At 64.6% G+C, this 18,668-nt stretch carries 18 protein-coding genes and 1 tRNA gene; 9 read left to right on the forward strand and 10 right to left on the reverse strand.

What is annotated here, in order from left to right; all coding sequences use genetic code 11:
* Window positions 1-357: 357 nt before the first annotated feature.
* From KM135_RS04685 to KM135_RS04715, 7 genes are all read left to right on the forward strand, one after another.
* Window positions 358-1,035, forward strand: coding sequence for a murein L,D-transpeptidase catalytic domain family protein (locus tag KM135_RS04685; protein ID WP_221712811.1), 678 nt, complete (start codon window positions 358-360; stop codon window positions 1,033-1,035).
* A 188-nt stretch (window positions 1,036-1,223) separates the two neighbouring features.
* Entirely contained in the window at window positions 1,224-2,837 is a 1,614-nt protein-coding gene (gene mdlC / locus KM135_RS04690; protein ID WP_221712812.1) for a benzoylformate decarboxylase, read from the forward strand.
* Between the two features lie 82 nt (window positions 2,838-2,919).
* Complete coding sequence (locus KM135_RS04695) at window positions 2,920-3,798, forward strand: beta-keto acid cleavage family enzyme (protein ID WP_221712813.1); 879 nt, start codon at window positions 2,920-2,922, stop codon at window positions 3,796-3,798.
* A gap of 31 nt (window positions 3,799-3,829) precedes the next feature.
* Window positions 3,830-4,579, forward strand: a complete 750-nt coding sequence (locus tag KM135_RS04700) for an IclR family transcriptional regulator (protein WP_221712814.1) — start codon at window positions 3,830-3,832, stop codon at window positions 4,577-4,579.
* A 9-nt stretch (window positions 4,580-4,588) separates the two neighbouring features.
* Window positions 4,589-4,906 (forward strand): cupin domain-containing protein, encoded by a 318-nt coding sequence (locus tag KM135_RS04705; RefSeq protein WP_221712815.1) that lies wholly within the window; start codon window positions 4,589-4,591, stop codon window positions 4,904-4,906.
* Window positions 4,906-5,103 (forward strand): DUF4169 family protein, encoded by a 198-nt coding sequence (locus KM135_RS04710; RefSeq protein WP_221712816.1) that lies wholly within the window; start codon window positions 4,906-4,908, stop codon window positions 5,101-5,103. The genes KM135_RS04705 and KM135_RS04710 overlap by 1 nt, the downstream gene beginning before the upstream one ends.
* Window position 5,104: 1 nt before the next feature.
* The gene (locus KM135_RS04715) at window positions 5,105-6,067 is read left to right on the forward strand and encodes an aldo/keto reductase (protein WP_221712817.1); all 963 of its coding nucleotides are present in this window, start codon (window positions 5,105-5,107) and stop codon (window positions 6,065-6,067) included.
* Here the strand turns inward: KM135_RS04715 and KM135_RS04720 are convergent.
* The 9 genes from KM135_RS04720 to KM135_RS04760 form a co-directional block, all read right to left on the reverse strand.
* Entirely contained in the window at window positions 6,030-6,320 is a 291-nt protein-coding gene (locus KM135_RS04720) for a MoaD/ThiS family protein (RefSeq protein WP_221712818.1), read from the reverse strand. The genes KM135_RS04715 and KM135_RS04720 overlap by 38 nt on opposite strands.
* Before the next feature lie 3 nt (window positions 6,321-6,323).
* On the reverse strand, window positions 6,324-8,579 hold the full coding sequence (locus tag KM135_RS04725) for a xanthine dehydrogenase family protein molybdopterin-binding subunit (RefSeq protein ID WP_221712819.1): 2,256 nt from the start codon (window positions 8,577-8,579) through the stop codon (window positions 6,324-6,326).
* The gene (locus tag KM135_RS04730) at window positions 8,576-9,064 is read right to left on the reverse strand and encodes a (2Fe-2S)-binding protein (RefSeq protein WP_221712820.1); all 489 of its coding nucleotides are present in this window, start codon (window positions 9,062-9,064) and stop codon (window positions 8,576-8,578) included. The genes KM135_RS04725 and KM135_RS04730 overlap by 4 nt, the downstream gene beginning before the upstream one ends.
* A complete protein-coding gene (locus KM135_RS04735; RefSeq protein ID WP_343228147.1) occupies window positions 9,061-9,927 on the reverse strand; it encodes an FAD binding domain-containing protein in 867 nt (288 codons plus the stop codon). The genes KM135_RS04730 and KM135_RS04735 overlap by 4 nt, the downstream gene beginning before the upstream one ends.
* A gap of 276 nt (window positions 9,928-10,203) precedes the next feature.
* Complete coding sequence (locus KM135_RS04740; protein ID WP_221712821.1) at window positions 10,204-11,061, reverse strand: OmpA family protein; 858 nt, start codon at window positions 11,059-11,061, stop codon at window positions 10,204-10,206.
* 218 nt (window positions 11,062-11,279) lie between these two features.
* Window positions 11,280-12,668: a syringate O-demethylase gene (gene desA / locus KM135_RS04745; protein WP_221712822.1), complete on the reverse strand. Its 1,389-nt coding sequence runs from the start codon at window positions 12,666-12,668 to the stop codon at window positions 11,280-11,282.
* Window positions 12,669-12,726: 58 nt separating this feature from the next.
* Window positions 12,727-13,446: an alpha/beta fold hydrolase gene (locus KM135_RS04750; protein WP_221712823.1), complete on the reverse strand. Its 720-nt coding sequence runs from the start codon at window positions 13,444-13,446 to the stop codon at window positions 12,727-12,729.
* Between the two features lie 254 nt (window positions 13,447-13,700).
* Window positions 13,701-15,827: an acetate--CoA ligase family protein gene (locus KM135_RS04755; protein ID WP_221712824.1), complete on the reverse strand. Its 2,127-nt coding sequence runs from the start codon at window positions 15,825-15,827 to the stop codon at window positions 13,701-13,703.
* Window positions 15,828-15,987: 160 nt separating this feature from the next.
* Window positions 15,988-16,830 (reverse strand): p-hydroxycinnamoyl CoA hydratase/lyase, encoded by an 843-nt coding sequence (locus tag KM135_RS04760; protein ID WP_221712825.1) that lies wholly within the window; start codon window positions 16,828-16,830, stop codon window positions 15,988-15,990.
* A gap of 29 nt (window positions 16,831-16,859) precedes the next feature.
* Here KM135_RS04760 and KM135_RS04765 point away from each other — a divergent pair, with 29 nt between their 5' ends.
* Complete coding sequence (locus KM135_RS04765; RefSeq protein ID WP_221712826.1) at window positions 16,860-17,369, forward strand: MarR family winged helix-turn-helix transcriptional regulator; 510 nt, start codon at window positions 16,860-16,862, stop codon at window positions 17,367-17,369.
* Window positions 17,370-17,432: 63 nt separating this feature from the next.
* Window positions 17,433-17,509, forward strand: a tRNA-Arg gene (locus KM135_RS04770).
* A gap of 167 nt (window positions 17,510-17,676) precedes the next feature.
* On the opposite strand, the gene KM135_RS04775 is transcribed toward KM135_RS04770, so the two are convergent.
* Window positions 17,677-18,576 (reverse strand): AraC family transcriptional regulator, encoded by a 900-nt coding sequence (locus KM135_RS04775; RefSeq protein ID WP_221712827.1) that lies wholly within the window; start codon window positions 18,574-18,576, stop codon window positions 17,677-17,679.
* Window positions 18,577-18,668 lie beyond the last annotated feature (92 nt).

An 18,668-nucleotide genomic window follows, 5' to 3' on the forward strand; every position in this document is an offset into this window, starting at 1 on the left:
GGACACGAGGACGTTGCGGACATTAACACCCCTCCTCCTCAGAGGAGGGGTCGGGGGTGGTGGCGATGCGCCAGCATCGCTCGCGAAGCGATCATTCGCACCGTTGCTACACCACCCCAACCCCTCCTCTGAAGAGGAGGGGCTAGCGACCACCCCATCGCGCCGCTCCACTATCGCATGGCCGCGTCTAGGAACAGCCGGTTCGAGCACGATCGATATTTGTCCTGCCCACTAAGGAGGAGGCGCAATCTCCCCTCCCCACTCCTTCTCAACCGCATACCCCGACCGCTCCCCGGACCGGGACGGTCGCCAATCCCGGCCATTGCGATGTGCAGGGACATCTCCTAGATTCAGGGCATGAACCGGCGTCTTTTCATGAGGCATGCGCTCACCGGCCTGGGGCTTGGTTGCCTGCCCCCGGCGATGGCCCGTGCCGCGTCGGAAGCCTTGTCCGTCCCGTTGGGCGCACCATCCGCCCCGCCCGCGCCGGACGCGGTGATGGCCATGATGGGACTGCCCGTAAAGACCTCGGTCGGCCTCTTGCTGGAGCGCGCGCGCGCCGCGCTCGATACGCATTCCGACAGGATCGCGCTGCGCGACCGGATCGCCATCGCGGACTTCGCCGCCGCCTCGAACCAGCATCGCTTCCACATCGTCGATCTCGCCGCAGGCAAGGCGGTTTCCTATCTGGTCGCGCATGGCCTCGGTTCCGATCCCGAGCATTCGGGCTATCTCCGCTCTTTCTCCAACGAGCCGAATTCGCAGGCAACCAGCGAAGGCGCCTATCTGACCGGCGAGCTTTACGATGGACAGCATGGCGCTTCGATGCGCCTCGTCGGCCTCGATCCCACCAACAATAATGCGGATATCCGCGCCATCGTCGTCCACTCCGCGCCCTATGTGAGCGAGGATCATGTCGCGGTCTGGGGCAAGGCCGGGCGCAGCAATGGCTGCTTCGTGTTCGCGCCGCATCTCATCGCGCAGGTGCTGGGTTTGATCGGTCCGGGGCGGCTGCTCCTCTCGGCGAAGATCTGATCTGCCTCAGCAAACGAAACTCGCGCATTTTTTTGCTAAACAAGTTAAGCAATTTCGCTAGAGACGGCCGACTCTCCCGGACATGTTTCGGGACGGGGCGAACAACATTGGCCTTCGCATATGTGATAATTTCAGATAGGGGCCAAGGACAACAGGATGACGGACATGAGTCTCAAGGGAGTTGATGCATGACGGCGCGCGGCCTGGCAGTGGAAAAGCCCAAGGCGGTCGAGGGGCCGACCGTGCGCGATGCGGTCATGACCCTGCTGCGCGATCTCGGCATGACGACCTTGTTCGGCAATCCCGGATCGACCGAGTTACCCCTGTTCCGCGACATGCCGCAGGATTTCCGGTACATTCTCGGCCTGCAGGAAAGCGTCGTCGTCGGCATGGCGGATGGCTTCGCGCAGATGAGCGGAAACGCCGCCTTCGTGAACCTGCACTCATCGGCCGGCACGGGCCATGCGCTCGGCAATATCTTCACGGCTTTCCGCAACCAGACGCCGTTGGTCATCACCGCCGGACAGCAGGCCCGCTCGATCTTCCCCTACGACCCGTTCCTCTATGCCGAGCGGGCCACGGAATTTCCCCAGCCTTTCGTCAAGTGGACCTGCGAGCCCGCTCGCCCCGAGGACGTGCCCCTCGCTATCCTGCGCGCTTATCATATGGCGATGCAGGCGCCGCGCGGACCGGTTTTCGTGTCCGTGCCGATCGACGACTGGGATCGCCCGTGCGCACCGATCGTCGCCTCGACCGTCGCGCAAGAGTTCATGGCGTCGAGTGCCATGCTCGCCCAGACAGCGGACGCGCTGAACAAGGCGAAGTCGCCCGTGTTCGTCGCCGGGGCTGGTGTTGGCCGCGAACAGGCCCGTGCCGTGCTGTCGCAGCTTGCCGAGAAGCATCAGGCGCCCGTCTGGGTCGCGCCCATGGCCGCCCGTGCCGTCTTCCCGGAGGATCACGCGCTGTTCGCGGGCTTCCTGCCCGCCTCGCGCGAAGCGGTGGTCGGCGCGCTTTCGGGGCATGACCTCGTGCTGGTGCTCGGCGCGCCCGCCTTCACCTATCATGTCGAGGGCTTCGGCCCGTACATCCCGGAAGGCTCGTCGCTCATCCAGATCGTCGACGATCCCGCGACCGCCGCGCGCACGCCGGTCGGCACGGCCATCGTCGGCAATGTCGCCGATGCCATCGCGCAGCTTGTGGCAGCCTCAAGCCCGCCATCCCGCCCTGCCCCGGCCATTGCGCCGCCGCATGACGATCCGGCACCTGAGGGCCAGGCCATCTACGAGACGCTGCTGATGAAGCGCCTCGCCGCGCTTCGTCCCTCGGGCCTGCTCATCAGCGAGGAAGCGCCGAGCACGCGCGGCCCGCTGCACGACTATTTCCCGATCAAGCTCGACGACGAGTTCATGGCGACGGCGAGCGGCGGCCTCGGCTTCGCGCTGCCCGCAGCGGTCGGCGCGGCACTGGCCCAGCCGGCGAAGACCGTCTTCTGTCTGCTCGGCGACGGCTCGTCCATGTACTCGATCCAGGGCATCTGGACGGCGGCAGACCTCAATCTCGACGTCAAGTTTCTCATCGTGAACAATGGCGGCTATGCTGCGCTCGACCAGTTTGGTGCGCTGTTCGATATCGAGGTGGTCGGCAGCAAGCTGCCCGGCCTCGATTTCGTTCAGATTGCGCAGGGCATGGGGGTTCCCGGGGCGCGTGTCGCGACCGTCGATGCGCTCGACGATGCGATCGAGACGCTCTTTGCCGGAAAGGGCCCGCGCCTGCTCGAAGTGGTCGTGAAGCGTCCGGGTTAAAGGAATTTGTGCGCAGCATTTCGGCGCAGTAATGACGTTATTACAGTTAGATATAGACCAGACCTTTGAGAGAGAATTAACGATGGCCAAGACCTTCATCACCTGCGCGATCACCGGCGCGTCGCCGATGCCCAAGCACCCGAACTTCCCGTTCCGCCCGGAGCATGTTGCGCAGGAAGCGCTGGACGCGGCCGAGGCCGGCGCCTCGATCATCCACGTCCATGTCCGCGATCCGGAGACCGGCGCGCCGAACCAGGAGATGGAGAATTACCGCAAGGTCGTGAACCTGATCCGCGAGAAGAACACGGACGTCATCCTGAACGTCACCACCGGCCCCGGCTGCATGTGGTTCCCCAAGAGCGCCGAGGAGCCGCATCTGCCCGATGACGAGCGCACGCTCATGTTCACCGCCGAGCGCCGCATCGAGCACATCCTCGACCTCAAGCCGGACATGTGTACGCTCGACATCTGCACCATGAACCTGTGGGGCGGCATCGCGATGAACCTGGAGATGATCGTCGGCAAGATGGGCACGATGATCCAGGATGCGGGCGTACTGACCGAGATCGAGTGCTTCGAGGCGGGCGATTTCGTGTTCGCGGACGACCTGCGCGAGAAGAAGCTCATTTCGCCCAACTCGCCTTACACCTTTGTACTGGGCACGAAGTACGGCCTGCCCGCGACGACCGAGGCGATGATCTATTCCAAGAACCAGCTTCCGCGCGGCTCGAACTTCACCGGATTCGGCGTCTCGCGCCACAGTTTTCCGATGGCGGCGCAGTCCGTGCTGCTCGGCGGCCATGTCCGCGTCGGCTTCGAGGACACGATCTATCTGCGCAAGGGCATGCTCGCGAACAACAACGCGGAGCTGGTCGCCTGGGGGGCGGACCTGATCAACAAGATTGGCGGGGAAGTCGCGACGCCCGGCGAGACACGACAGATGCTGGGCCTCGCCAACTGAGGCCAGCAATCTTGCCGGCAGGGGTGATGGCATGATGCAGAAGGTGGACTCATCGTCGGTCAAATCGGCGACGCGCACGCTCGATATTCTCGAGTTCGTCGTCGGCTGCGGCCGCCCGGTGAGTGCGGCGGAAATCGCCTCCGCGCTCGCCATCCCGGTGAGTAGCCTCTCCTACCTGCTCGGTACCCTCGTGGAGCGCGGCTATTTGACGCGCAACGGCCGCCTGCATGCACCCGGCCCTGCCCTCGGCCGCCTCAATCCCGATGCTACGGCGACGGTGCTGGCCGATCGGGTCTATCCGGTCGTGCGTTCCATCTCGCTGCAACTCAACGAGACGGTCTCCTTCTTCGTCCGCCACGGCTTCGAGATGGAGGCGATTGCCGGCGAGGTCGCGGCACAGACCCTGCGCTACACGATCGAGGTCGGCCGCCTCGTGCCGCTCCATGCCTTCGCCGCCGGCAAGGCGATCCTTGCGACTTTCAGTGAAGATGAGCTGGAGCAATATTTCGCCTCGGTCACGCGCGCCGGGTTCACGCCCTATACGCTCACCAGCGAGGCGGATCTCCGCAAGGAACTCGTGCGCATCAGCCAAAGCGGCGTCGCACGCACGCTCGAGGAATATACGCCCGGCATCATCGGCATCGGCCGCGCGGTCTTCAAGGGCGGGCATCTCCTCGGTGCGATCAGCGTCGCCATTCCGGCCGCACGTACGACCATTCCGCTGGAAGAGCGCGCCATCATGCTGCTTGCGCAGGCTGCGGACGCGCTGGGCGATCGCTGAAGGCCCGCAATGAACCTGCTCGTTCCCCTGCCGGCCGACAATGGGAGCGAGATTTTCTCGACCCTGCTGGAGCATCCCGCCGCTCGCATCGAGCGCATCGTCTCGCGCGGACAGACCACACCGGAAGCTCAGCCTTATGACCAGCCGCAGGACGAATGGGTGCTGCTCCTCGCCGGTGCAGCCCGGCTCTGGCTGGAGGATCGTGGTGAGCTGAGCCTCGCGCCGGGCGATACCCTGCTGATCCCCGCTCATGTGAAACACCGCGTCACCTTCACGCAGGCCGAGCCGCCGACCGTCTGGCTCGCCGTGCATCTGGGGAGCGCCTGATGGCCGAGATCGTCAATCTGCGTCAGGCCCGCAAGGCCCGCGACCGCAAACGCGCCGAGCAGCAGGCGGCCGAGAACCGCGCAAAATTCGGCCGCACCAAGGCAGTGAAGAAAAAGCAGAAGCTCGACGATGCCCGCGACGCCTCCCGGCTCGACGGCGCACGGCGCGAGACCGACGACAATGAGGGGATCGACTGAAATGGACATGGACTATGTGCGCCTCGGCCGAACCGATGCGATGGTCAGCGCCGTCGGCCTCGGCTGCGGCGGGCATAGCCGCCTCGGCATGGCGCGCGGCGCGAGCAACGAGGAAGCCGCCGATCTCGTCCGCCGCGCGATCGATCTCGGCATCAACTTCATCGACACGGCGCTCGTCTATCGCACCGAGGAAGCTGTGGGGCTCGGCATCAAGGGCCACGATCGCAGCAAGCTCTTCCTCTCCACCAAGAGCTGGGTCGGCAAGGGTGGCGCCGAAAGCAGCCCGGAGCCTTTCACGCCCGCCGAGTTCACTGCCAATCTCGAGTCCAGCCTCCAGCGGCTCGGCACCGACTATGTCGATCTCTTTCACCTGCACGGCGTCTCGCACGACCAGCTCGACTATGCGCGCGAGGTCCTGCTCCCGGAATTGCGGCGCCATCAGGAAGCCGGCAAGGTCCGTTTCGTCGGCATCACCGAGGTCTTTCGCTACGATACCGATCACCGCATGCTGCAGGCCGCCTTGCCGCTCAATGATTTCGACGTCGTCATGGTCGGCTTCAACCTGCTCAATCCGAGCGCGCGCAAGACGGTCTTCCCGCTCACGCTGCAGCATGATGTCGGCACGCTTATCATGTTCGCCGTGCGCCGGGGCCTCAATGGCGTCGAGAACACGCGGGAGGCGGTGGCGGAGCTGATCGACAAGCAGGAGATCGACCCGGCCCTCATCAATCCCGACGATCCGCTCGACTTCCTGCGTGCGACACTGGGCATCAAGTCGCAGATCGAGGCAGCCTATCGCTTTTGCCGCCACGAGCCGGGCGCGCATGTCATCCTGACCGGCACGGGCAGCGCCGCGCATCTCGAAGAGAATATCGCCTCGATACTCGCCCCGCGCCTCCCCGCGGAAACGCAGGAAAAGCTGAAGCTCATCTTCGGGGAAGCGAGCTCGGCTTCGGCCAACTGACCAGCGTGCTTCCACCGGCGATGCGCGGGAACAGCAGCACTTCGCTTTCCGCGGAGAGCGTCTGCGTCCAGTCCTGAATCACGGCTCCATCGACCGCGATCGAGGCGCGCGTCTCGACAAACCGGCCAAGCCCGGGAAAGCGTCGATCAAGTGCGCTCACAAGCTGGAAGACATTGCCCGCCGGAAGGTCGAGCGTCTCCAGCCCATCGGTGAACTCATCGCAGATGGACGTGACAAAAACGATGCGGGCCACGTCTCAGCCGGCGGCGTTCAGGGCCGCATGAATTCGCGCCGGGGTCATCGGCAGATCGAACATGCGCATGCCCGCTGCCGCCGAGACCGCATTGGCGACAGCCGCCAGCGGCGGCACGATCGGTACTTCGCCGACGCCCTTGACGCCGAAGGGATGCGTCGGATGGGGGATTTCAACGAGCAGCGTGTCGATCATCGGCAGATCGGAGGCGACCGGCATGCGATAATCGAGGAAGCCCGCATTATCGACGCGACCTTCCTTGTTGAACGTATAGGCCTCGTTCAACGCCCAGCCGATGCCCTGCACCGCACCACCCTGCGCCTGCCCCTCGACATAGCTCGGATGCACGGCCCGCCCGACATCCTGAATGGCGGTGTAGCGCGTCACGCCGACATGGCCGGTTTCAGGATCCAGCTCCACGTCGCAGATATGCACGGCATAGGTCGGCATGGCATCGTGCGGATAGACCGATTTCTCGACGCTGATCGGCCCGCCGGTCTTGGAGGCCTTGCTCGCAATCTCCTTGATACCGAGCGGCGCCTCGTCGCGCCCGTCCGCCAGGCAATGCGCCTCGCCGTCGCGCCATTCGACCCTGGACGCATCGACGCCCCAGATCATTGCGGCCCGCGCTTTCAGTATCTCGACCACCTCGGCTGCCGCTTCGGACACGGCCTTACCCGTCGCGAAGGTCGTGCGACTGCCACCGGTGAGCATCGAGAAGCCGATGGACGCGGTATCCGCCACGATCGGCCGCACCTTCACCATGGGGATCTGAAGCACTTCGGCCGCCATCATCGCCATGGAGGCGCGCGATCCGCCAATATCGGGATTGCCGGTCGCGACGACCGCCGTGCCGTCCTCGGCGATGCTGATCATTGCGGTCGATTCCCCGCCATGGTTCACCCACCAGCCCGCCGCGATGCCGCGCCCCTGATTGGGGCCGAGCGGTGCGGAGTAATGGTCATGACCCTTCGCGGCGGCCAATGTCTCCATGAAGGCGATCTGGCCATGGGGGGTACCGGAGAAGCTTGTGTCGCCCGCTCTCACCGCGTTCTTCTCGCGCAGCGCGATCGGGTCCATGCCGAGCTGCCGGGCAATGTCGTCGATCGCGCATTCCACCGCGAACTCGGCTTGCGGCGCGCTCGGTGCGCGATAGGCGTGCGTGCTCGGCATGTTGCTGACGACATCGCAGCCCGTCACGCGCTTGTGCTCGATGCGATATCCGCCGAGCGCATGCATCACGCCTGCGCCCGCTCCCGCGCCCGGAAACGCCCCGACCTGATAGCGCATATCGACAATCGCCGCTGTCAGTATGCCGTCCTTCGTTGCGCCCAGGCGGATATCGATTTCAGCCCCCGGCCCCGGTCCCGTCGAGCGGAACACCTCGTCGCGGCTCAGCACCATTTTCACCGGCCGACCGCTCTTCTTCGACAGGATTGTCGCCACCGGCTCCAGATAGACCGTCGTCTTGCCGCCGAAGCCGCCGCCGATCTCCAGCGGCGTCACGCGCAGATCGGCCAGGTTCATCCCCGTGATCGCTGCGACGACCGAGCGCACCATGAAAGCGCCCTGGCTGCTGCACCAGAGTTGCGCCTGCCCGTCACCACTGACCGAGGCGACGCAGGCCTGCGGCTCGATATAGCCCTGATGCACCGCCTGCGTGGTGTAGCGACCCGTAGCAACGACATCCGCCGTGGCTAACGCCGCCTCCGCATCGCCCGTCGAGGAGTCGAGGCGCGCCGCAATGTTGGACGGGCCTTTCGCGTCGAGATCGTCATGCAGCACTGGCGCATCGCTCCGCATCGCGTCCGCGATCTCGATGACATGCGGCAGCACTTCGTAGCGCACCTCGATCAGGTCGAGCGCCGCCGTCGCAATCTCCGGACTGGTCGCCGCGACGGCCACGACAGGCTGGCCCTCATAGAAGACCTTGTCGCGCGCCAGGCACATCTGCGCCGCGCGATCGACATTGATGCCGGCCTCACCCGCATCGATTTCGTCCATCTCCACGCGCGGGAAGTCGGCGTTCGTCGCCACTGCCTTCACGCCCGCCAGCGCTTCGGCCTTGCGCGTGTCGATCGAGACGATGCGCGCATGGGCATGCGGGCTGCGCAGGATCGCGCCGCGCAACATGCCGGGCAGGTAGAAGTCGGCGCCATAGACGGCCTTGCCGGTGACCTTGTCGGCGCCGTCCGGGCGCACCGGTCGCGTGCCGACGATCCTGTGTTCGGTTGTGGCGATCTGGTCCTGCTTGGTCATGCCGGCAGCCTTTCCTGACGCAGTTCGGCCGCCGTATCGAGCACGGCCCGGATGATCTTGTCATAGCCCGTACAGCGGCAGAGATTGCCCGCAAGCCAGTAGCGCGTCTCTTCCTCCGTCGGGTCAACGTTGCGCTCCAGCAGCGCCTTGGCCGCCACCAGCACGCCCGGCGTGCAGAAGCCGCATTGCAGCGCGCCATGCTCCAGGAATTTCCGCTGCAGCGGATGGAGCTGCCCATCCTGCGCCAGCCCCTCGATTGTCTCGACACGCCGCCCGTCGATCTCCGGCGCCAGAACCAGGCAGGAGCAGACAAGCTTGTCATCCAGCATCACGCTGCACGCGCCGCAATCGCCCGATCCGCAGCCTTCCTTGCTGCCGGTCAGCCGCAGCTCGTCGCGCAGGGCATTCAGCAGGCTGGTCGTTGGCTCGCACAGGAAATCGACGGCATCGCCGTTCACCGTGGCGCGAATATGCTGCTTGCTCATAGGGTCTCCCGAGACCGGTTATAGGCGATGACGGCCGCGCGGCGCGCATAGACCGCCGACATGGCGATGCGATAATCGATGGTGCCGCGCTTGTCGTCGATGGGGCGGCAGGCGGCCTTGGCGGCTTCGCCCATCGCGGTCAGCGCCGCCTCGTCGAGCTTGCTGCCGATCAGCGCCGCGCCCGCATCCGGCACCAGCAATGCCGTCGGCGCCACCGCGCCGAGCGCGACACGTGCTGCTGTAATCGTGCCGCTCGCGTCGCAGCTGAGATTGATGCCCGCGCCGACAACGGCGATGTCCATTTCCGTCCGCGGGATCGAGCGCAGATAGGCGTCGGCCGATCCCGGCTCCCGCACCGGCAGGATGAACTCGAGCACGAACTCACCCTTGCCCAACGTCGTCCAGCCTGGGCCGGCAAGTAGATCCTCGACCGCCACGATGCGCTCGCCCTGCGGCCCGGCGACCACGGCGCGCGCACCCGCCGCGATCAGCGCCGGCACGCTGTCCGCCGCCGGCGAGGCATTGCAGAGATTGCCGCCGATTGTTGCGCGATTGCGCACCTGCACCGAGCCGATCAGATTGGCCGCCTCGACCACGCCCGGCCATGCCGCGCAGAGCGCCGCGTCATCGAGCAGTTCGGTGCAAGGAGTCGCCGCGCCGATGACGAACCCGCCATCTTGCGCCCGCGATCCGACCGCGCGGTCAATGCCCTTGATGTCGACGATCGCGCCGGGCTTCAGCCGCCCGGATCGCATCTGCACGAGCAGATCGGTGCCTCCGGACATCGGCCGGGCATCGTCTCGCGATGCGAGCAACTCGACGGCTTGATCCACGCTGGTTGGCGAATGATAGCTCAATTCCACCTCCGCTTTGTGACCGGTAACGGTCCCGATGCCCGGCGCGTCTGTCGGCGCCGTCGATCGGTCTGCCCAGCATAGCCACGCCCGCGGAAGCTGTCAGCCCCGTGGCGGTAATTTCAGTTGCATCAAGCGACGCAATCAACCGAATCGTGGTGAAGGCGGGCTGGATCGATGCGAAAGTGATGTTCGGCAATTCGGGCCATGTCGGCCTGGCTGCGCACAAAGCAAACGGGGCGAGCCGAAGCCCGCCCCGCCTGTCTTGCAAATCGGCTCTAACTCTTAAAAGCCGTCGACGCTCTTGCTGACGAGCACGTTCACGGCAACGCGGCGGTTCTGCGCTTTGCCTTCCGGCGTGCTGTTGTCCGCCAGCGGATCGGCCATGGCCATGCCGGTCGGGGTCAGCATGCGATAGGGCTTCCAGCCGCAGGCCTGCTGCAGATAGTTGACCACGCGACTGGCGCGCTTTTCGCTCAACATCTGGTTGAAGTCTTCAGGGCCGGTGGAGTCGGTATAGCCGACGACCAGAAGCAATGCGTTCTCCATGCCATTGGCCTGACTCGCCGCGTTGCACAGGTCCGCCTTGCCCTGCTCGGTGAGCTGCCACTTGCCCGTATCGAAGTTCACGTTGGTGGTGGCTTTGACGTTATACTTGTCGATATCGCCCATGCGGCCACGCAGCGCTTCGGTCGCTGCCGTCTGCTCCTCGAAGCCCTGGGCCGTGCCGCTGCGGATCATGTTCGCAGTCTTGAAATCATTGTTCTTGTAGACGACCTGATTGGCGATCAGGGTGCCGTCCGCCGTCTGCCAGGTCTTGACGGTCACCGGCAGGCCATTGAGCAGCGAGGCCGGGGTAGGCTTGCCCTTGCTGCCGCCGAAGAGACCGGAACTGGCCTTGATCTTGGTCGCCTCGTCGATGAGGACGACAGTGCGCGCGCCGTCAGCGCTCGTCACCTGCATCTTTTCGTCATTGCGTGCGGAGATGAAGCCCTTGAGCTCCGGCCCTGCGGTCTTCTGGCCATAGACGTTGATGTCGTTGCCGGGAGCGGCCTGCTCTTGCGCCAGAAGGCTGGCCGGAGCCGACACCGTCAACAAGGAAATCAGAACGAGGTTTCGCGACCTTTTGAATTTGGCAATCATTGAAATACTCCCTCATATTGCCCCGTCAGGACGAGCCTGTTCACGCCAACCTTTCTAACCAATGAACCGTTCCCAAGGGCAATTTGCAGTGCGGATCATTTGAGCGGATCGTGCGACGAACCGTTGCGGGCTTTGCAACACGCGAGTCGAAACGGCAAGAAAAAGGGCGGAGTCGCATGCGACCCCGCCCTCTCTAACCGTTCGGATGTGCGACCCGATCAGGCCTTCTTCGAGCGCCAGCTGTCGGCATAACCCGTGCGCGCGACGGCCGAGTACGGCACGGGCGCGACGATCGCCTTGATCTCGGTCTGCTCGTGCGGCTCGACGGTCGGCTTCTTCGTGCCGCCATTCGGCTCGCCCCACAGCAGCGACACTTCGGTGCCCGGCTTGGCGAATTCCGGCTCGACGATGGCGAGCGTCAACATCTTGCCTTCGTTCGACGAATAGCCGACCCAGGTCGAAACGCCGACCTGCTTGCCGTCGACCAGCACCGCGTCATACGGGTGCATGGAGTAGACGGCGCTCGGGAACTCGAAATACTTCGCGCGGCCTTCGGCGGCGAAATAGCTGGAGGTGACGCGCAGGAAGTCCTCGTCGTCGAGCGCCAGCGTGACCTTCTCGCGGTGCGGACCGGCGGCCTTCTTCTCGAGTGCTTCCTTGCCGACGAACTCATGGTCGAACTTGAGCATGATGCCGTAGCCGATGTCCCACGGCGTCAGGCAATAGCCCTCGAGCGATGCCGGGATGTGCGAGCCGCCGATGGAGCACTTGGCGCCATAGCTGTTCTCGCCGGCCCACTTGCGGAAGTCAGCCGAACCTTCGCCGAACAGATAGCCCGGGAACGGCGACGGGACCCAGCCCGATTCCAGCGTGTTGGACGAGTAAGCGCGGCCACCGACGAGCGCGAGGCCGAGGTTCTTGCCGGCTTCGACCAGCGCCGAGTGAACGGCTTCATAATCGGCCCAGGGACCATAGAGCTCATAGCCCGGCTGACCGGCCATGCCGTGACGCAGCGCGCCGACGGTCGCGCCGTTGATCGGGAACTCGGTCATCTGGAAGAACTTGAGGTCGGGCGCGTCATAGCCGAGTGCCTTGCTCAGGATGGCCATCGCGTTCGGGCCCTGGAGCTGGAAGCGATAATGACGACGCTTGCCGTCCGTGCGGAGCGCGGTGCGCTCGTCGCGCGTGACCTTGACGTCCCACTTGCCGGTCGAGGCCCAGTACTCGGCCCACTCGATCGCGGGCGCGCGGCCGACCAAGTTGAACTTGTTCTCTTCGAGGTAGAACAGGATCACGTCGCCGATCACATAACCCTCGGGCGTGCAGGGCACCCACTGCTTGGCGCGGCCGGGCTTGTAGTTCTTGAAGCTGTTGATGCCGAGCGCTTCGAGCATCGCGAAGGCGCCGGGGCCTTCGACCATCAGCTCGACCATGTGATAGCTCTGGTTGAAAAGCACGGCCGTCTTGGCCCAGGCGCGCTGCTCGTTGCGCCAGTTGGAATATTCCGCCGGAACGCCCGGATAGACGTTCGGACCGGCCTGCTGGTTGCGCAGGAAGTCAATGACGTTCCCGGCGCCGTCCAGCACATCTTGCAGATTTTTCGCCATCAATACTCTCCTTCAGACTAAGGTTCACAGATGTAGGAAATTCTTGTTTGCGCGCCGCCTAGACCGTTTCGAGCCAGCGTGCCAGCGCTTGCGTCATGGCATCCGGCCGCTCGACCGGGACCATGTGACCGGCATCGGGGATGATGCTGAGCACCGACCCCTTGATGCCTGCAGATATGGTCTCATGCTGCGCCGGCGACGCCCAGGCATCGTGAGCGCCGGTCGCGACGAGCGTCGGGCAAGCGATGCTCGCGAGAAGGCTCTCGACTTCGGGCCGGGCGAGCAGCGCGCGCATCTGGCGCTCGAACGTGTCGAGCCCCGCGTCGCTGCACATCGCCCACAGCATGTCCATGAGGCCGGGCGTCAGGCGATTGGGCTCATGCACCATCGGCGGCAGCCAGGCATCGATGAGCGCATCCATGCCTTGTTCGACACCGCGTGCCAGCAGCGCGAAGCGCCCCTCCGCCTCGCCCGGCTTCGGGAGGTGAATGCCTGTACTGACGAGACCAAGGCCAGCGACACGCTCGGGCGCGCGGCGAATGACTTCGAGCGCGACGCGGCCGCCCATGGAATGGCCAACGACGATGAAGCGCTCGGGCGCGGAGGCAAGCACGGTCTCGGCCATCGCGCCGATGCTGTCCGCCTCGCCATAACCGTCAACCGCCTCGACGACGAAACGAGCGCGCAAACCCTCGACCTGCGGTGCCCAGATGCGGGCATCGCAAATCAGGCCAGGCAACAACAGCACGGGCGTTGCCGAAGAGGTCGAGTCGCTCATGAATTCCTGCGGACTTCAGGTATATGAAAATTTCACCTACTCGAAAATTCCGCGAAATGCCAGCGCGAATTCACCTGCACACCGGACGACGGGTGCAGCATTTCACGCAGCAAAAAATGAGGCCCACATCTCAAACGTCATTCCCGCGAAGGCGGGAATCCAACTCCAGCGGCTTCGTTCGCGGACAAAAGCTCAGGCGTTGGATTCCCGCCTTCGCGGGAATGACATTCGTGATTGAGTGGAAGCTGTAAGCGTCAGCCGACCAGCATCAGGGCATCGAGCGCGACGGCGCCCTGCCCCTTCGGATAGACCACGACCGGATTGAGATCGAGCTCCTGGATGCGCGGTTCGCCGCGCAGCAATTGACCGATCCTGCCAATGAGATCGGCGACAGCATCGACATCCAGCGCGGGCGCGCCGCGATAGCCATGCAGCAGAGCCGCCTGCTTGAGCTTGCCCAGTTCTGCGACGATCGCGTCCTTGGTCATGTCGGGCGAAAGCAGCCGCACGTCCTGCAAGATCTCCGCCGTCACGCCACCGAACCCGGCAAGGATCACCGGCCCCCATTGCGGATCGTTCTTGGCGCCGATGATCAGCTCGAGCCCGCGCGCGCCCATCGCCTCGATCAGCACGCCGTCGAGGATGATCGATGCATCATAGCGCGCGACATCGGAGAACATCTTGGTCCAGGCAGCGCGGATCGCATCGGCACCCACCAGATTGAGCGCCACGCCTCCGGCATCGCTCTTGTGGCTCAGCGCGGCGGCCTGTGCCTTCATCACCACCGGCCCGCCGATCGCCTCGGCCGCGGCAATCGCTTCCTCCACGGTTGCCGCAAACTTCCCCTTGGGGAAGCTGATACCGAGCGGCCCGAGCAGCGCCTTGGCCTTATATTCCGGCACGACGCCGGTCTCGTCCGCCAGCGCAGCCACGGTGAGCGGCGCAGCATCGGTCACGCTTGCATCCTGCTCACCCGCCGCGCCGATGCGGCGCACGGCACGCAAGGCGCGCTCGGTCGTCGGGAAATAAGGAATGCCCTCGGCGCGCAGTTGCGCGATCCAGTCGTCCGGCACCGGCGCGCCCTCATCGACACCCGCGAAGATCACCGGCTTGGGCGACTTGTACTCGCGCACCGCCTTCAGGAACGGCGGGAGCTTGACGCCGATCGTCGCCGGGTTGGTCTGGATGATGCCCGCGAAGATCGTGCCGACGCGGTCGTCGCCGAACAGCGCGGCAAGCGTACGATAGTACATGTCGGGATCGACCAGCCCCTGCGCGGTCAGATCGAGCGGATTGCTCACCGGCACGAAATCCGGCAGCGCGGCGCGCAGCTCCGGCGCATTGTCATCGTCGAGCGCCGGTAGCGGAAGGCCAAGCTCCTCGGCAAGATCCAGCGTCAGCGCCTTCAGCGCGCCGGACTCGCCCAGCACGACCGTGCCGCCCGCGGGAAGCGACGGACAACGGCCCGCCAGTTCGGCGATGTCGCCCAGTTCTTCCAGAGTCTCGGCCATGACGACACCGGCGCGCTCCACTTTCGCGCGCATCAGCTTGTAGTCGCCGGCCATGGCGCCGGTGTGCGTCGCCGCGCTTTCGCGCGCCGCGCTGCTCTTGCCGGGGTGCAGCAGGACGATGAGCTTGCCCGCCGCCCTGGCCTTGCCCACCAGCGCCAGAAAGCGCGCGGGATCGCGAAACTGCTCGACGATCATCGCGATGATCCGCGTCGTCTCGTCCGCGATCATATATTCGACGAAATCCTCGACGCCGTTCGCCGCCTCGTTACCGGTCGAGACCGAATAGCTGAGATCGAGCTTGCGGCTCTCCAGCATGACCGCAAGTACCGCGGCCATGGCGCCGCTCTGCGAGACGATGCCGATGCCGCCCGGGCTGGGCGCGGCAATGTCGGTGTCGATGAAGGTCAGCGGGATGCGGTCGATATAATTGACCGAGCCAAGGCAGTTCGGGCCTTCGATGACCATGCCGGCCTCCGCCGCGATCCGGCCGATCTCGACCTGATCCGCGACGCCTTCCGGCCCGCCTTCCGCGAAGCCAGCCGCGAAGATCATCGCCGCACCGACGCCACGCGCGGCGAGCTGGCGGATCGTATCGACCACCGCGACCCGCGGAATGGCGAGAATGGCGAGATCGACCCCATGGGGCAGTGCCTCGACGCTGGGAATGCAAGGCCGCCCCTCAATCGTCTCCCGCTTGGGGTTGATGAGGTGGATGTCACCCGCATAGTCGTTGCGCACGAAGTTCGCGAGAACGGCAGCGCCAAGTGCGCCGGGCTTCTCGGACGCGCCCACGATCGCGACCGAGCGCGGGCGCAGCAGGCGATTGATGTCACGCTTTGTAACAGGGCGAACTTCGGCCTCGACCGTCATATTCTCTCTCCGACTTCACTCATGAAAACCGTCCGCCCCGCCATGTCGAAAAGCCATGTCTCTCATCTTCAGTGCGACCCGAAGGGAAGAAGAACAATGCGCGACACACGGGACGGACGGGAGGAAAAGGGCGCCCTGTGGGACGGCCGCCCTCTCCTGCTTACACTTCGGTCTTGGTCTTGTCGTAGTGACCCAGACCCGGCTTGAACGTCTTGTCATCCAGGAACTGCTTCATGGCGACGTGACGGCCGTCCGACTTGTCGAACCAGTTGAGACCTTCCTGCAGCCGGATCAGATAATCCTCCGCATTGTCGTAGGTCATTTCCTTGACCCGGCGGACCGCGTCCTTGGTGTACTTGACCGTCGCCCAGTTCTTCTCGACCAGCTTGGAGGCCACCGCGGTGACGCGCGCCTTGAGCTGATCGAGCGGCATCGATTCGTTGATGAGGCCGTATTTCGCCGCGTCCTGGCCCGAGAGATTCTCGCCCATCATCGCGTGATACATGGCCGCGCGCATCGGCATGAGATCGACCGCGACCTTGGTCGCGCCGCCGCCGGGCAGGATGCCCCAGTTCACTTCGGAGAGGCCGAACTGCGCTTCGTCCGCCGCGAAAGCGAGATCGCAGGCGAAGAGCGGACCATAAGCGCCACCAAAGCACCAGCCATGCACCATGGCGATGGTCGGCTTCTGGTACCAGCGCAGGCGCTCCCACCACGTATAGGCTTCGCGCTGCGCCTTGCGCACTTCATGGATGCCGCCAGCCTCGGTCTCGCGGAAATATTCCTTGAGGTCCATGCCTGCGCACCAGGCCGGCCCCTCGCCGCCGAGCACGAGCGCGCCGACATCGTCGCGAAACTCGAGCTCGTTGATGATCTGCAGCATGCGACGATTGAGCTTGGGGCTCTGCGCGTTCCGCTTGTCGGGGCGGTTATAGTAGACCCATGCGATGTTGTTCGCGATCTCGTAGCGAACGACATTCTCTTCCAGTTCCTCGGTCGACATGCTGCTATCCTTCCAGGATGATTTATGCTATGCTGCATAGCAGTTCTGGTGCAGCATGGCAAGAGATCGGATTCAAGATGGCAACGAAACGCACCAATGGCGAGGATGATACTGTGACAACGGCCGACCGGCTCGCCAGCCCGCTCGACGAGCTGCTCGGCTATCGGCTCCGCAGGGCATCGATGGCGATGATCGGCGATCTCGTCGCCACGCTCCGTCCCTTCGGCCTTAGCGTCGGGGAAGTTTCGCTGCTGATTCTCGTCGGCGCGAATCCCGGCTGCCGTCAAAGCGACGTCGGTCGCGCGCTGGAGATCAAGCGTGCAAATCTGACTCCGCTCGTTGGCCGCCTGAAGACGCGCGGCCTGGTCATCGACGCGCCGATCGACGGCCGCTCGCTGAGCCTCACGCTAACCGACGCCGGCCGCGCGCTGCGCGACGATATCCTCGACCGCGTGATCGCCAGCGACCGCAAGTACCGAAAGCGCCTGACGCTGGATGAACGCGCTCTTCTCGCCGCCCTCGAAACCCTCGCCCGCTAGACACCGGCAGTGCTGCGCTTTGCGCTTGGCCCGCCGCATCAAAGCTGGTAGCGGGCTCCTCACGCATCCGTAGCTCAGCTGGATAGAGTGTCTGCCTCCGACGCAGAAGGTCACAGGTTCGAATCCTGTCGGGTGCACCAAATCTACCATTTCTCTGCAATAGTTGGCCGAAGAAAAGGCATGCGTCCTCGTCTTTGAACGGCCGCTTCGCGTACCCATGTCAATCGACCATGGCCGCCTCATTAACGCTCTTAAGCGGACGTTCGTTCGGCCGCCGGACGTCACTCAGACGATGCAGGTTAGCCGATTACGCCACTGCTGAGCTGCCGATCACCTGTCTGAGCTGACGCATGTCGCGCACCGGCGGTGCGCCGAATTGCCGAAGATATTCGCGACTGAATTGCGAGGCGCTTTCGTAACCTACGGCGAAGGCGACATCCGAAGCGGTTCGGTCACCGGAGAGCAGCAGTTGTCGCGCCTCCTGCAGGCGAAGCTGCTTTTGATACTGGATCGGGCTGAGTCCGGTTAGCGAAACGAAGTGCCGGTGCAGGCTGGCGCGGCTCATGCCGCTTGCGTCGCAGAGCGCCTCGATCCGCAGCCGCGTGTTCTGGTGGTCGCGGATCCATTCGACGGCACGCCGGATCCGGCCAAGCGCCCCCTCGGGGCGGGCGATATGGCGCAGCAGGCGCCCCTGCGGTCCCTGCAGGAGACGATAGAGCAATTCCCGCTCCGCCATCGGGGCCAGCATCGGAATGTCATCCGGGGTGTCGAGCAACGCCAGCAGCCGCAGCAGCGTGTCGCGCAGCGGCGGCGTCATCGGATTGATCGCGATCCCGATGCCAGGCGCATCGGCGTCGCGGACCGGCGGCATGGTGGACGCGACCTCGGCCAGCAGTGCAGGGTCGAGGACGAGCGAAACCGCAGCATAGGGCTGGCCGTCATCGGCATTGTGGATCTGGCCGCTTAGCGGCATATCCAGCGCGCTGACGAGATACTGCGCGGAATCGTAGCGCAATAGATTGTCGTGGATCACCACATCCTTCGACCCTTGCAGGATGAAGCAGATCATCGAGCGGTACAGGCATGGCGACGTGCCAGAGGTCGTTTGCCCCACGCCGATCTCCAGTCGCGGGATCGGCGTAACGGTCACCCCCGATCCCGCGTGGCGCAAGGCGAGGTCGATATGCGGCTGGAGAAGCTCGGTCATGAGCTTGCTATGCCATTCCTTTCTCGATCAAACAACAACCTTGAGACAATCAGGCAATAGATTGAGAGCATTGGGCGGGCGGGTGCGGCCCG

Source organism: Sphingobium xanthum (genome assembly GCF_019737615.1).
GTDB classification, from domain to species: Bacteria; Pseudomonadota; Alphaproteobacteria; order Sphingomonadales; family Sphingomonadaceae; genus Sphingobium; species Sphingobium xanthum.